Genomic DNA, 13,127 nt, shown 5'->3' with positions numbered 1-13,127 from the left:
CAAAAAGGAACGACATGGAATTTGAAAAAACCCCCGGCTGGCTAGATTGGTACAAGGGCCCCACCAAACCCATCTTTCAATTGCCCGCAGGTGCGGTGGATGCCCACTGCCACGTGTTTGGCCCAGGCCATGAATTTGCATACGCACCTGAACGCAAGTACACCCCTTGTGATGCATCTAAGGCGCAGTTGTATGCCTTGCGTGATCACCTGGGCTTTGCACGCAATGTGGTGGTGCAAGCCACCTGCCACGGCGCAGACAACCGTGCCATGTTGGATGCCTTGACCAGCTCTGGCGGCAAAGCGCGGGGTGTCGCCACCGTCAAACGCAGCGTGACCGAAGACGAACTGCAAGCCATGCACGACGCCGGCGTGCGCGGTGTGCGTTTTAACTTTGTGAAGCGCTTGGTGGACTTCACACCCAAAGACGAATTGCTGGAAATCGCCAAACGCGTGCAGATGTATGGCTGGCATGTGGTGATTTACTTTGAAGCGGTGGACTTGCCCGAGCTCTGGGACTTCTTCACCGCCTTGCCCACCAACATCGTGGTGGATCACATGGGGCGCCCCGATGTGACCAAGCCCGTGGATGGCCCTGAGTTTGAATTGTTTGTGAAGTTCATGCGCGAACACACCCATGTGTGGAGCAAGGTCACATGTCCGGAGCGACTCTCAGTCGCTGGGCCCCGAGCGCTCAATGGCGAACAAAACGCCTATCAAGATGTGATCCCCTTTGCCAAGCGCATCGTGGATGAGTTCCCAGACCGCGTGATCTGGGGCACCGATTGGCCACACCCCAACCTCAAAGACCACATGCCCGATGACGGCTTGTTGGTGGACTTCATTGCGCACATTGCCACCACCGAAGAAAAGCAACGCAAGTTGTTGGTGGACAACCCCATGCGCCTGTATTGGCCTGAGGAGACTTTTTAATGGCGCTCGACAAACCCTACAGCGATGTGCCTGGCACCATCATTTTTGATGCCGAGCAATCGCGCAAAGGCTACTGGCTCAATCAGTTTTGTATGTCACTCATGAAGGCGGACAACCGCACGCGTTTCAAAGCCAACGAGCGCGCCTATCTCGATGAGTGGGCCATGACCGAAGAACAAAAGCAGGCCGTATTGGCGCGTGACTTGAACTGGTGCATGCGCACAGGCGGCAATATTTACTTCCTCGCCAAAATCGGCGCGACCGACGGTTTGAGCTTTCAGCAAATGGCGGGCTCGATGACGGGCATGACCGAGGAGGAATACCGCAACATGATGATTCGTGGCGGGCGCTCGGTTGAAGGCAATCGCCACATTGGTGAAAACGGCAGTGCGCAAGCACAGAACCAACCCCAAGGTGCTGCAGGTAAAAACGCCGCGGCAAACAAGGCTTGAATATGGCAAAAATTACCGCATCCCTCTACACCTCTCACGTGCCCGCGATCGGCGCGGCCATGGACCTCGGCAAGACACACGAAGACTATTGGAAGCCGTTGTTTGCAGGCTATGAATTTTCCAAACAATGGATGAAAGACAACAAGCCAGACGTGATCTTTTTGGTCTACAACGACCACGCCACAGCTTTCAGCTTGGACATGATCCCAACGTTTGCCATTGGCACTGCCGCGCAGTTCACGCCCGCCGATGAAGGCTATGGCGCTCGCCCCGTGCCCGTTGTGCAGGGTCACCCCGAGCTGGCTTCGCACATCGCGCACTCGGTCATTCAGCAAGACTTTGACTTGACCATCGTCAACAAGATGGACGTGGATCATGGCTTGACCGTGCCCCTGTCTTTGATGTGTGGTGAGCAAGACCCTGCCAAGGGCGCTTGGCCTTGCCCCATCATTCCCTTTGCGGTCAATGTGGTGCAGTACCCTGTGCCCAGTGGTCAGCGCTGTTTTAACCTGGGTCAAGCCATTCGCAAAGCCATCGAAAGTTATGACGAAGACATCAACGTGCATATCTGGGGCACAGGCGGCATGAGCCACCAGTTGCAAGGCGCTCGTGCGGGCCTGATCAACCGCGAGTGGGACAACCACTGGCTCGACCTGATGATCAACGATCCCGTGGCTTGCGCGGCCACACCGCATATCGACTATGTGCGCGAAGCGGGCAGCGAAGGCATTGAGTTGGTGATGTGGCTGATCGCGCGTGGTGCGATGTCTGACATCCAAGACGGCAAAGTCACAGGTCCAGCGCCTAAGCTGGCTCACCGTTTCTACCATGTGCCTGCTTCTAACACTGCGGTGGGCCACGCCATTCTTGAGAACGCATAAGAGGAAAACATCATGAGCAAAACGATCAAAGTAGCCCTAGCGGGCGCAGGTGCTTTCGGCATCAAACATTTGGATGGCATCAACAACATCGACGGCGTCGAAGTCGTGTCGTTGATCAGCCGTGATCTCGAAAAGACCAAAGAAACCGCCGCCAAATACGGCATCCACCATGTCACCACCAACTTGGCCGACAGCTTGGCCTTGCCAGAGGTGGATGCTGTGATTTTGTGTACGCCCACCCAAATGCACGCGGCACAGAGTTTGGCTTGCTTGAAAGCTGGCAAACACGTGCAAGTGGAAATCCCGTTGGCCGACAGCTGGAAAGATGCAGACGAAGTGGTGCGTGTGGCCCAAGAAAAAGGCTTGGTCGCGATGTGCGGTCACACCCGTCGTTTCAACCCCAGCCACCAATGGGTGCACCACAAAATCAAAGCAGGCGAATTCAACATCCAACAAATGGATGTGCAAACCTACTTCTTTCGCCGCACCAACATGAACGCGCTGGGCCAAGCCCGTAGCTGGACCGACCACTTGCTGTGGCACCACGCAGCCCACACGGTGGACTTGTTTGCTTACCAAGCGGGCAGCCCCATCGTCAAAGCCAATGCGGTGCAAGGCCCCATCCATCCCACCCTTGGCATTGCGATGGACATGAGCATCCAGTTGCAAGCGGCCAACGGTGCGATTTGTACCTTGAGCTTGTCGTTCAACAACGACGGCCCCTTGGGCACCTACTTCCGCTACATCGGCGACACAGGTACCTACCTGGCGCGTTACGACGATTTGTACACTGGCAAAGAAGAGCAAATCGATGTGTCCAAAGTGGCGGTGTCCATGAATGGCATCGAGTTGCAAGACCGTGAGTTCTTTGCGGCCATCCAAGAAGGCCGCGAGCCGAATTCGAGCGTGGCGCAAGTGCTGCCTTGCTACAAGGTGTTGCATGAGTTGGAGTTGCAACTGAACGCCTGATGCGACTTACCCAAAAGGGAGCCTGAGGCTCCTTTTTTATTTCAAAGGTTTGAATGGCCCACCACTTGAGCAGCACCATGCGTCATCGGCAAATCGGCATTGCCTTGGTGGTGGTGACGACCCTGATGTTTTCTGTCTTGGATGTGAGCGCCAAGTGGTTGGTGCAAACATTGCCCGTGATTCAAGTGGTGTGGTTGCGGTTTTTAATTCACACGCTGTTGATGGGTGGTTTGTTTTTGCCCTCCATGGGCCCGCGCCTATGGGCGGTCACGCAGCCCCGCATGCAGGTGATTCGTGGTTTGATTTTGTGTGTCATGACCGGCATGAACTTTTGGTCTTTGCAGTACTTGCAACTGGCTGAGACAGGGGCCGTTCAGTTTTCTGTGCCGATTTTGATTGCCTTGCTTTCTGCGTGGTGGTTGAAAGAACATTTGGATGTTTGGCGTTGGGTGGCCATTTGTGTGGGCTTCTTGGGTATCTTGGTCATCATGCGACCCTTCAGCCATGGGTTTCATCCCGCTATTATTCTGAGCGTGTTGAACGCGGTGTTGTATGCCGCATTTAACTTGATGACGCGACGTTTGGCCAGCAGCGATCATCCCGTGGTGACGCAGCTGGCTTGTGCTGCCGTGCCCGCCATGGTGTTGGCCCCCTTTGCCTTGTGGCAATGGCAAACCCCGCAAGATTGGCAAACCTGGTTGATCATTGGCGCCACAGGCTTGAGCGGTGGCTTGGGGCATTTGGCTTCTGCGCAAGCGCATCGGTTTGCATCTGCTGCGGTGCTGGGACCCTTTTTGTATCAACAAATCATCTACATGGCGTTTTGGGGCTGGTTGGTGTTTGACCAAGTACCAGACCAAGCCGTGGCGATTGGCGCATGCATTGTGGTGTTCAGTGGCTTGTACTTGTTGTGGCGAGAGTTTCGCCAACAACCCGACACAACCGCCGATTAAGGATTAGCCCAAGCGTGCTCTTGCCACTGCATGTTGCGCGGCTAAGTAGCCAAATGTGATGGCTGGGCCAAGGGTGATGCCCGGTGCGGGATACACGCCACCCATGATGGAGTGCATGTCGTTGCCGCAGGCATACAAGCCGTCAATCGCAACGCCTTGTGCGTTGAGCACACGGGCTTGACCATCGGTGAGTAAACCTGTGGCGGCCCCAATGTCGCCAGGGTAGAGTGCTACCGCATAGAACGGGCCTTCGCGCAATGCCCCTAAGCATGGGTTGGGGCCATGCCAAGTGGCGTCGCCGTTGGCGCGTTGGTAATCGGTGGTGCCGCGCTCGAAGTCCTCGTCCACACCGTGGTCGGCGAATGCATTGAAACGCTCGACTGTCGCTTGAAGTTGGTCAGCAGGCACTTGCAGCTGTTGCGCCAAGTCGGCCAAGGTGCGGCCTTGCTTTAAATATCCATCGTCCAAGAACGGCGCAAGGCCCTTACCACCAGGGCGAATCATGCCCATGCCATAGCGTCTCAAGGCTACCGCATCGCATACCAACCACGAGGGCACGCTGGGTGTCATGGCGTGGTGGGCTTGCATGGCAATACCAAACAAGTGGTAAGAGGTGGATTCATTCAAGTAGCGTTGGCCTTGGCTATCGACAGTGATCATGCCGGGTTTGCCGCGGTCCATCACAAAGTGTGGGAACACGGCAGTGCTGCCATCGGCGCGTTGACGGGTAGACACTGGTGCCCAAAAGGCGTGGCTCAAACCGCAGCTGCCCATCTGGCCGCCTGCCTGCAAGGCCAAGTCTTGTGCCTGCCCTGTATGGCCAGGACCTGCGGGACACCAAGCTTCTTTGGCGCCTGGCAACATGTCTGCACGGCGTGTGGGGTGGCGGTTGAAGCCCCCGCTGGCCATAACCACCCCACCTTTGCTGCGCACTGTGCGTTGGATCACCTTGCCATCTGACAAGGTTTGCCGCAAAACCACCCCTTGAATGCGATGGTCATCTTGCAGCAATTGCGTGACTTCGGTGTGGGTCACCAACAGACCTTGTTGCTGGATATAACTGTAGAGCATGCGTGCGATGAGGGCGTTGCCCATGACCAAGCGAGTGCTGCGGGGTTGTAATAGCGTGTCGAGGAAATGGCGCACGATGATCCGAACGCTGTAGCTGAAAGAGGTCCAGGTTTCGCTCAAACGCAGCAAATGGAAGATGTCATCGCGGTCCACCATCATGCCGCCGAGCACGGTGAACTCAGGGATGGGGTGGCGCACCAGTGGCAGGTTAGGGCCGAGCAATTTGCCATCGAAGGGCTGCGGCTCGATTGCACGGCCACGCAGCACCGAGCCTTCGAGTTCGGACAAATAGTCGGGGTGCAGCATGCGCACTTGAAATTGCAGCGCGCTGTTGGTTTCGAGTTTGGCAATGGCGTGTGGGCCATTGTCAATGAAGGCTTGTCGCAACTTGACATCTGAGCGCTCGCCCACGGCATGGTTCAAAAACGTGGCGACATCTTCGGGCGTGTCGTCTGGGTTGACTTTCAGACCTCGCTCGGTGCCAGGCACCCAAGTGGTTGCAGCCGACCATGCGGTGGTACCGCCCACATGGGCCATGCGTTCGACCAATAACACGCGTGCGCCATCTATCGCTGCATGAAGTGCAGCTGAGAAACCAGCACCGCCAGAACCTATCACCACCAAGTCCACGCTGTCGTGGTCTTGAATTTGGGCGAGGTCGGTGTTGATGCGATGACGCAGGGTGTTTAAGGTGTTCGGCATGAATCAAACCTCCAATAAGAAATTGACCATCAACTCACGCACCTGTGCAAACATATCAGCACCTGTCACGGTATGGCAACCCTTGGCGCGAGCAGCGGCAATGAGTGGTGTGATAACGGGCGCGGTGATGACGCAACCCACAAACATCTGGCTGTGAATTTTGCTGGTGTCAATCGGGGTAGGGTCAGCTTCTTTCATGCCGATGGGCGTGGCATTGATCGCTACATCAAACCCAGTGGGGTCACTGCCGCCTAGGGTAACTTTGCCTAGCTTCAAGCTGTTGAGACGCTCGATCAGGGACTGGCAGCGTTGTTCGTCGGGGTCGTGAATGGCCAACTCACTCACGCCCGCGAGCACCAAGCTGTGCGCAATGGCTGAGCCCGCGCCGCCAGCACCAACCAATAAGGCACGTTTGTTTTTCAACTCGCAGCCGTTTTTTTCCATAGCACGCACATAGCCCAAGCCGTCAAACATGTCGCCATGCCATTGGCCTTGTGCATTTCGGCGTAAGGTGTTGACGGTGCCTAAAAAGGCTGCGCGATCTGACAGGGTGTCGCAAAAAGCGGTGCAAGCGAATTTGTGCGGCACGGTGACGATGAGGCCGTCAAGGTTATGGGCTCGCTGAGCGCCCGCCCACCAGTCTTTCAAGTCAGCGGGGGCAACATGGGCGGGGACGCAAACGGCGTCGCGGCCCTGTTCTTCAAAGGCCTGAGTCACGCCAAAGGGGGATTTCACTTGGGCAATCGGGTCACCCACAATCAGGTAAACACGTGTGGCGCCGCTGAAGTTGTCGAGCATGGGGGAGAACTTTGAGTGAATGAATAAGGGGCAGTTTATCCAAAAATAGAATTAAATTCAACTTTGGAACGAAATTCAATTTTCGTGATAAAGTGCCCAGCACCATGCATTCACACACATCACCATGAGCGGCGTACTTGAAAGAACATTGGGTATCTTGGAGCTTTTGTCCGACCAAGGGCAGGGGGTTGAGTTGGCGGTGTTGGCCGACAGGCTCAACATGCCCAAGAGTGCTGCGCACCGTCTGTTGGCGGACTTGGTGCGCTTTGGTTATGTGCGCCAAACCCGCGACATGGGCGAGTACGTGTTGACCACCAAGCTCGTGTCATTGGGCCTGAGTTTTCTCAGTAAAACGGGTGTCATCGATGTGGCGCAGCCGCTGCTGGACCGCTTGGCAGAGCAAACCGGTGAGTTGGTGCGTTTGTCGGTGGTTGATGGTGATCGCCTCACGTGGGTGGCCCGCGCTCAAGGTGCCCGTCAAGGGCTGCGCTACGACCCCGATATGGGCAGCATCGCCCGCTTGAGTTGTTCTTCATCGGGCTTGGCTTGGTTGTCCACCATGAAGGATGACGATGCTTTGGCTTTGGTATCGCAACAAGGTTTGGGTTTGCCGCAAGACTTTGGACCCAACGCGCCCAAGAGTTTGAAAGCGTTTCTGAAAGTCTTGCAAGACACACGCAAGCAAGGCTTTAGCTTGACCGAAGAAACCTACACCGCAGGCTTGAACGCCATTGCGGCACCCGTGGGTTTGGCTGGGCATTTACCCATGGGCACCATCAGTGTGGCAGGGCCTTCATCACGTTTGACGCACGATCGCATGCTGGCCTTGGCGCCAGATTTGTTGTCGTGCGCTGCTCAGTTGGCGGCAGCCAGTGGTGCCTCCCCCATGTTGTCCAGCGGGCCCAGCAAGGTGCGCCTTCAACCCATTTACGCGGCCTAAGCGATGACGCATCACAGCACCGCCTTGACACCCTGGGACTGCGATCTGTTGGTGGTGGGCTCAGGCGCGGGTGCGCTGGCCACTGCTGTGACGGCAGCACACCTCGGGCTCAAAGTCATCGTGGTAGAAAAAGAACCACACTACGGCGGCACTACGGCTTGGTCGGGCGGGTGGATGTGGATTCCGCGCAACCCATTGGCCATTCAAGCGGGCATGACCGAGCCGATTGAAAAGCCGCTGTCGTATTTGCGGCATGAGTTGGGCGAGCAGTTTGATGAAAAACGGGCGCGTGCCTTCCTCACGCATGGCCCGCGTATGGTGCGCTTTTTTCAAGCACATACAGCCTTGCAGTTCATCGATGGCAACCTGATTCCCGATTTCCACGGCAAGACCGAAGACGCGGCATTGGGGGGCCGCTCTGTCGGTGCGGCACCCTTCAACGCCCGCTTGTTGGGTCAACATGTGAAGCAGCTCAAAACACCGTTGTATGAATTAACCTTTTGGGGAATGGGCATTGCCTCGGGGGCGGATATTCGTCACTTCTACCAGGCTTTGCGGTCGTGGGGTTCGTTTTGTCATGTGGTCAAGCGTGTCACGCGCCATTTGCTGGACTTGGCCATTCATGGGCGTGGCATGCAATTGGTCAACGGCAATGCCTTGGTGGCGGGCTTGGCCAAGTCAGCCTTTGATGCGGGTGTGGACATTCGTGTCAGCAGCCCCGCGTTGCGATTGGTCACTGAAGATGACAAGGTGCGTGGTGCAGTGGTGATACACAACGGAGCCGAGAAACTTCTTCGTGCCAAGCGCGGTGTGATGTTGGCCACGGGCGGCTTTCCACACGATCCGCAACGCAAGCGTCAACTTTTGCCCCACGACCCGACCGGCGAACAACATTTTTCAGCCGCTTCGCGTGGCAACACAGGTGATGGTTTGCGTATGGGTGAGTCCGTGGGTGCGGTTGTGTCTAAAGATTTGAAGCACGCAGCTGCGATGGCACCGATCTCGTTTGTACCGCGCGCAGATGGCGCAATCGCACACTTTCCCCACCTCCTTGAACGCGGCAAGCCTGGCCTGATTGCTGTCACGCGCTTTGGTAAACGCTTTGTGAACGAGGCTGACTCGTACCATGATTTCATGCAGGGTTTGATTCACGCTTTGCCCGAGGGTGAGCCGGTGCAAGCGTGGCTGGTGGTGGACCACCGCTTTATTCGGCGTTGGGGTTTAGGGGCCGTCAAACCTGCACCAGTATCCATGCGTGGCATGTTGGCCAACGGTTATTTGAAGCGTGGCAACACCTTGGCAGAGTTGGCCGATGCGTGTGGCATTGATGCGATCAATTTGCAAAATACCGTGGCCCGTTACAACACGCAAGCCGACATTGGCTACGACAGTGAATTTGCCAAAGGGCAAACGGCCTACAACCGTGCGCAAGGCGATGCCACCCAAGAGTGGTCCAACCCCTGCATGGCCCCGATTCAAAATGGCCCGTTCTACGCGGTGAGGCTTGTGGCGGGCAGTTTGGGCACATTTGCAGGTTTGCGTTGCAACGAGCACGCGCAAGTGCTCAACGCACATGGACAAGCGATCGATGGCTTGTATGCTGGTGGCAACGACCTCTCTAGCGTGATGGGTGGCAATTACCCCAGCGGCGGCATCACCCTTGGCCCAGCCATGACCTTTGGGTATTTGGCGGCCCACCACGCTGCCCGTTTATCCCCAGACTTTGCTTCAGCTGAACATCCATTTTTAAAAAGGACTTCCCCAATGTATTACGAACTCGCCACCATGACGCTGCCGTTTGGTACCGCCGCCCAAGCCGCTGCCCATGTGCAAACCTTTGCTGCACAAGGCCAAGGTGAGTTGCTAGGCTGCTGGTTCACTGACATCGGTGTGCTCAATCAAATGATCGTGTTGCGTGGCTTTGATGACTTGGCTACTTTGCAAGCTGAACGCAACCGCACGCAGCACAATGCCAGTCCTTTTGGTTGCGGCGACATGTTTCAAAGCTTGGAGCAACACAGCTACCAAGGCTTTCCTTGGATGAAGCCCGTGCGCCCCAGTGCCGATAGTGGCATCAAAGGTCCCGTGTATGAAATTCGCACCTACGGCATCAAACCCGGTGGCGTGCAACCTACGATTGATTTGTGGGAGCAGGCTATTCCTGCGCGCGACAAAATTTCACCCTGTGTGGTCGCGATGGTCGCCTTGGATGGCCCGCTTCGATTCACCAATATTTGGGCATACCCCACGATTGAGGCACGCAGTCAAGCGCGTGCAGATGCTGTAGCCCAAGGCATTTGGCCACCCAAAGGCGGCCCAGCCAACTTGACTACCGATATGGTGTCCACCATCGCGTTGCCTACCGCGGTTTCGCCCTTGAAATAAGTTGCACACCATGCGACTCTATTCTCTCGCATACCTCACTGCAAATGCTTCAACCGTGCCGCAAGCTATAGACATGTCTGCTGCACTAGGTTATGCGAATGTGGGCTTGCGCTTACAACCCAATGGCCCTGGTGCTCCTTTTCAAACTTTGATCGGTGATGCCCCTGTGTTGCGCGAAACGCAAGCCCTCATGCGTGACACGGGTGTGGGTGTGTACGATCTCGAAATCATTCGCATCGGTGAGCGGTTCAACGTGGCTGAGCACGTTGCGCTGCTGGACATGGGTCAAACCTTGGGTGCCAAAGCGGTGCTCATTGCTGCAGACGATACAAATGAATCACGTTTGGCAGAGCACTATGCGCTTTTGTGTGAGGTGATGCGTCGCTATGGTTTGACAGCCGATTTGGAGTTTATGCCTTGGACCGCCGTGAAGGATGCGAAGTCCGCTTTACGTGTGATTGAACTCGCCGGCACTCCCAGCAACGCCGGCATCTTGGTCGATGCCTTGCACTTTGGTCGATCAACCACAAGTTTGCAAGACATTGCTGCCATTCCTCGCGATTTGTTGCACTATGCACAAATGTGCGATGCACAAGCTGGTCTGAACTTCACGACTGAAGCGTTGATTCATACTGCAAGACAAGCGCGTTTGTTGCCCAGTGAGGGCAATATTGACCTCACTGGTTTGTTTGCGACCTTGCCGCAAGACCTTCCAGTCAGCGTAGAAATTGTCAATTTAGAACGTTCAAAACTGATCGGTGATCAGGCTTGGGCAGAACTGTGCCTCAACGCAACAAAGAAAGTTTTAGGCGATGCCTAACCCACTTCGCCACCTTGACAGCAGCCGCCAAGCGAGGCTGCCTTTCTTTGTCACTACCCACCCCACTCCGTCAAATCAACGGTCGCAAACTCTGCGCCACTTCCCGCAAAACCGGCAACACGCGGTGAACGGCTTCCTTGGACGTCTCAAACTGAATCGGCATGCTCACCGTGAGTGCGCCTTGCACATTTCCTTTGTGGTCACGCAGCGGCACCGCGACACCGCGATACGCCAAGTCGAGCTGCTGCTCCGACAACGCCCAGTCTTGCAGGCGGATGCGGGCCAGCTCGGCGCGCATACGTTTGGGGTCGGTGATGGTGTGCGAGGTGAAGGCTTTGAGTTCATGATTGGCCAACCAATCGTCAACCTCATCCTCGCCCAAGAGTGCGAGCAACAACACCCCCGCGCTCGTGAGGTGACAGGGTACGCGCGCTCCCAGCGCAAAGCTGGTGTTCATACTGCGGGTTTGACCATTGCGCGCAATGTAGACCAAGTCATAGCCGTCCAGCACAGCCACAAAAGAAATTTCTTGCGTTCCCATGGTCAAGCGTTGCAGCGAGGGCTGAACGATGCGCGGCAGGCGCGCCGACTCCAAGTAAGACTGTCCCAGTCGCATGACCTTGGGGGTGAGCCAAAACAACTTGCCATCGGTGGTGACAAAGCCCAATTGCAAAAGCGTAAGCAAGTAGCGCCGCGCCGCAGTGCGCGTCAAACCACACCGTTGTGCTGCTTGCGTAGCCGTCAGGCGAGGGTTGTGTTCGTCAAAGGTTTGCAACATCGCCAGGCCTTTGTCCAGACCTGCAATCCAATCTTTGGGATCTATGCTCAAGTTGGGTCTCAAAAGTGTGCTCATGTCTGCTCCGAGGGGAAACCCGTGATGAGATCGATGATCGCACACAAAAGATCGTTAATCGCGCAGATTAAGTTTTTAAATTCCGCAATTTCAGCAAATCAAACTAAATTTCACCGTAGCCAGTTGTGTTCGACGGTGTACCCATGGTTTCATCACCCCGAGCATTTTTCAGAAGGCTCATTTTCAAACCCAAAGAGGAGACATCCATGAATAAACGTTCCACCTTAAAGGCTGTTGCAGCGGCTGCCATTTTTGCCTTGGCTGGCATCGCCAACGCGCAGCAAACCATCAAGATTGCCAACATCGTTGAATTGTCTGGCCCTGGCACCACAGCCGGTACCGTGTTTAAAAACGGTGTGGAGTTGGCGGTAAAGGAAATCAATGAAAACGGCGGCATCTTGGGCCGCAAGATTGACAACTACACCGTTGACACACAAACGAACCCAGGCGTCGCCAAGGGCTTGACACAAAAAGCGGTGGACGACGGTGTATTTGCCATTTTTGGTCCGGTGTACTCGGGCTCCATCATGGTGTCGATGGCTGAATCCAAGCGTGGTGAGGTGCCTAACTTCACTGGTGGCGAGGCTGCAGCCATCACCGCCCAAGGCAACCCCTATGTGTTTAGAACTGCGTTTGGCCAAAGCACCTCTTTTCCAAAGCTGGCCAAGTTCATCAACACCAAAGCCAAAACTTTGGCAGTGATTTATGTGAACAACGACTTCGGTAAAGGCGGTCGTGACACCCTCAACAAATTGCTTGATGGCGGCCCAACCAAAATCGTCGCCGATATTTCAACCGATGCGGGCCAAGTAGACTTTTCGGCTGCGGTGCTCAGAGCCAAGCAAAGCAACGCGGACGCGATTTTTGCCTATACCAATGAAGAAGAGTCAGCGCGTTTGTTGCGCGAATTGAAGAAGCAGGGTTGGACCAAGCCGGTGATTGGTGAGACCACTTTGACAGGGCAAAAAGTGATTGAGTTGGCTGGTGATGCCGCCAACGGTGCCATGGCCCACGTGGGGTTGACTGTCGACGCGCCTAATCCAGAAATGTTGAAGTTCAAGGCCAAGTACTACCAAGCCTACGGCAGTATTTCTGACCACAACGGCATCAAGGGCTACACCGGCATGTATGTGCTCAAGGCCGCCATTGAAAAAGTGGGCAAGTTTGACCGTAAAGCGGTTGCTGATGCCTTGCGTGGCATCAGCATCAGCGCTAAAAAGCACCCTGGCGTGATCATGGATGTGAGCTTTGATGACAAGGGCGACCTTGACCGCGAAAGCTTCTTGATTGAGGTGAAAAACGGCCGCCAAGTGGTGACAGCTGTTTTGCCTGCTTTGAATGCAAAGAAGTAATTGGAGGTTTTGGGCACGC

General features: G+C 55.6%; 12 protein-coding genes. 9 read left to right on the top strand and 3 right to left on the bottom strand.

What is annotated here, in order from left to right:
* Window positions 1–14 precede the first annotated feature (14 nt).
* From V7Q41_RS06335 to V7Q41_RS06315, 5 genes are all read left to right on the top strand, one after another.
* Window positions 15–932, top strand: coding sequence for an amidohydrolase family protein (locus tag V7Q41_RS06335; protein ID WP_333844371.1), 918 nt, complete (start codon window positions 15–17; stop codon window positions 930–932).
* Complete coding sequence (gene ligA, locus V7Q41_RS06330; protein WP_333844369.1) at window positions 932–1,384, top strand: protocatechuate 4,5-dioxygenase subunit alpha; 453 nt, start codon at window positions 932–934, stop codon at window positions 1,382–1,384. Before V7Q41_RS06335 ends, ligA begins: the two co-directional genes overlap by 1 nt.
* Before the next feature lie 2 nt (window positions 1,385–1,386).
* On the top strand, window positions 1,387–2,265 hold the full coding sequence (locus tag V7Q41_RS06325; protein ID WP_333844366.1) for a class III extradiol dioxygenase subunit beta: 879 nt from the start codon (window positions 1,387–1,389) through the stop codon (window positions 2,263–2,265).
* A gap of 12 nt (window positions 2,266–2,277) precedes the next feature.
* The gene (locus tag V7Q41_RS06320; RefSeq protein ID WP_333844363.1) at window positions 2,278–3,234 is read left to right on the top strand and encodes a Gfo/Idh/MocA family oxidoreductase; all 957 of its coding nucleotides are present in this window, start codon (window positions 2,278–2,280) and stop codon (window positions 3,232–3,234) included.
* A 77-nt stretch (window positions 3,235–3,311) separates the two neighbouring features.
* A complete protein-coding gene (locus tag V7Q41_RS06315) occupies window positions 3,312–4,187 on the top strand; it encodes a DMT family transporter (protein WP_333844361.1) in 876 nt (291 codons plus the stop codon).
* 3 nt (window positions 4,188–4,190) lie between these two features.
* On the opposite strand, the gene V7Q41_RS06310 is transcribed toward V7Q41_RS06315, so the two are convergent.
* Together V7Q41_RS06310 and V7Q41_RS06305 are read right to left on the bottom strand one after the other, a co-directional pair.
* Window positions 4,191–5,960, bottom strand: coding sequence for an FAD-dependent oxidoreductase (locus V7Q41_RS06310; RefSeq protein ID WP_333844359.1), 1,770 nt, complete (start codon window positions 5,958–5,960; stop codon window positions 4,191–4,193).
* Window positions 5,961–5,963: 3 nt separating this feature from the next.
* Window positions 5,964–6,758 carry a shikimate dehydrogenase family protein gene (locus V7Q41_RS06305; protein WP_333844357.1) on the bottom strand — a complete coding sequence of 265 codons (795 nt, stop codon included), beginning with the start codon at window positions 6,756–6,758 and terminating at the stop codon, window positions 5,964–5,966.
* Window positions 6,759–6,882: 124 nt separating this feature from the next.
* Between V7Q41_RS06305 and V7Q41_RS06300 the strand changes: the two genes are divergently transcribed.
* Genes V7Q41_RS06300 through V7Q41_RS06290 form a run of 3 tightly spaced genes read left to right on the top strand, consistent with a single transcriptional unit; the run spans window position 6,883 to window position 10,903 of the window.
* The gene (locus V7Q41_RS06300; protein WP_333844354.1) at window positions 6,883–7,698 is read left to right on the top strand and encodes an IclR family transcriptional regulator; all 816 of its coding nucleotides are present in this window, start codon (window positions 6,883–6,885) and stop codon (window positions 7,696–7,698) included.
* 3 nt (window positions 7,699–7,701) lie between these two features.
* Window positions 7,702–10,083, top strand: coding sequence for an FAD-dependent oxidoreductase (locus tag V7Q41_RS06295; protein WP_333844352.1), 2,382 nt, complete (start codon window positions 7,702–7,704; stop codon window positions 10,081–10,083).
* Window positions 10,084–10,093: 10 nt separating this feature from the next.
* Complete coding sequence (locus V7Q41_RS06290) at window positions 10,094–10,903, top strand: sugar phosphate isomerase/epimerase family protein (RefSeq protein ID WP_333844350.1); 810 nt, start codon at window positions 10,094–10,096, stop codon at window positions 10,901–10,903.
* Window positions 10,904–10,973: 70 nt separating this feature from the next.
* Here the strand turns inward: V7Q41_RS06290 and V7Q41_RS06285 are convergent, their stop codons facing one another.
* Complete coding sequence (locus V7Q41_RS06285) at window positions 10,974–11,756, bottom strand: IclR family transcriptional regulator domain-containing protein (protein WP_333844347.1); 783 nt, start codon at window positions 11,754–11,756, stop codon at window positions 10,974–10,976.
* Window positions 11,757–11,962: 206 nt separating this feature from the next.
* On the opposite strand from V7Q41_RS06285, the gene V7Q41_RS06280 reads away from it, so the two are divergent.
* Window positions 11,963–13,108: an ABC transporter substrate-binding protein gene (locus V7Q41_RS06280; RefSeq protein WP_333844344.1), complete on the top strand. Its 1,146-nt coding sequence runs from the start codon at window positions 11,963–11,965 to the stop codon at window positions 13,106–13,108.
* Window positions 13,109–13,127 lie beyond the last annotated feature (19 nt).

Source organism: Limnohabitans sp., from assembly GCF_036804465.1.
Lineage (GTDB): Bacteria > Pseudomonadota > Gammaproteobacteria > Burkholderiales > Burkholderiaceae_C > Limnohabitans.
The sequence above is the reverse complement of the archived record's forward strand: the minus strand, read 5'-3'. Positions and strand labels throughout refer to the sequence as shown.

Coding starts and splice junctions, on each gene's coding strand:
- V7Q41_RS06285 (WP_333844347.1), bottom strand. CDS start 11,756: ATGAGCACACTTTTGAGACCCAACTTGAGCATAGATCCCAAAGATTGG.
- V7Q41_RS06300 (WP_333844354.1), top strand. CDS start 6,883: ATGAGCGGCGTACTTGAAAGAACATTGGGTATCTTGGAGCTTTTGTCC.
- V7Q41_RS06290 (WP_333844350.1), top strand. CDS start 10,094: ATGCGACTCTATTCTCTCGCATACCTCACTGCAAATGCTTCAACCGTG.
- V7Q41_RS06305 (WP_333844357.1), bottom strand. CDS start 6,758: ATGCTCGACAACTTCAGCGGCGCCACACGTGTTTACCTGATTGTGGGT.
- V7Q41_RS06280 (WP_333844344.1), top strand. CDS start 11,963: ATGAATAAACGTTCCACCTTAAAGGCTGTTGCAGCGGCTGCCATTTTT.
- V7Q41_RS06320 (WP_333844363.1), top strand. CDS start 2,278: ATGAGCAAAACGATCAAAGTAGCCCTAGCGGGCGCAGGTGCTTTCGGC.
- V7Q41_RS06295 (WP_333844352.1), top strand. CDS start 7,702: ATGACGCATCACAGCACCGCCTTGACACCCTGGGACTGCGATCTGTTG.
- V7Q41_RS06335 (WP_333844371.1), top strand. CDS start 15: ATGGAATTTGAAAAAACCCCCGGCTGGCTAGATTGGTACAAGGGCCCC.
- ligA (WP_333844369.1), top strand. CDS start 932: ATGGCGCTCGACAAACCCTACAGCGATGTGCCTGGCACCATCATTTTT.
- V7Q41_RS06325 (WP_333844366.1), top strand. CDS start 1,387: ATGGCAAAAATTACCGCATCCCTCTACACCTCTCACGTGCCCGCGATC.
- V7Q41_RS06310 (WP_333844359.1), bottom strand. CDS start 5,960: ATGCCGAACACCTTAAACACCCTGCGTCATCGCATCAACACCGACCTC.
- V7Q41_RS06315 (WP_333844361.1), top strand. CDS start 3,312: ATGCGTCATCGGCAAATCGGCATTGCCTTGGTGGTGGTGACGACCCTG.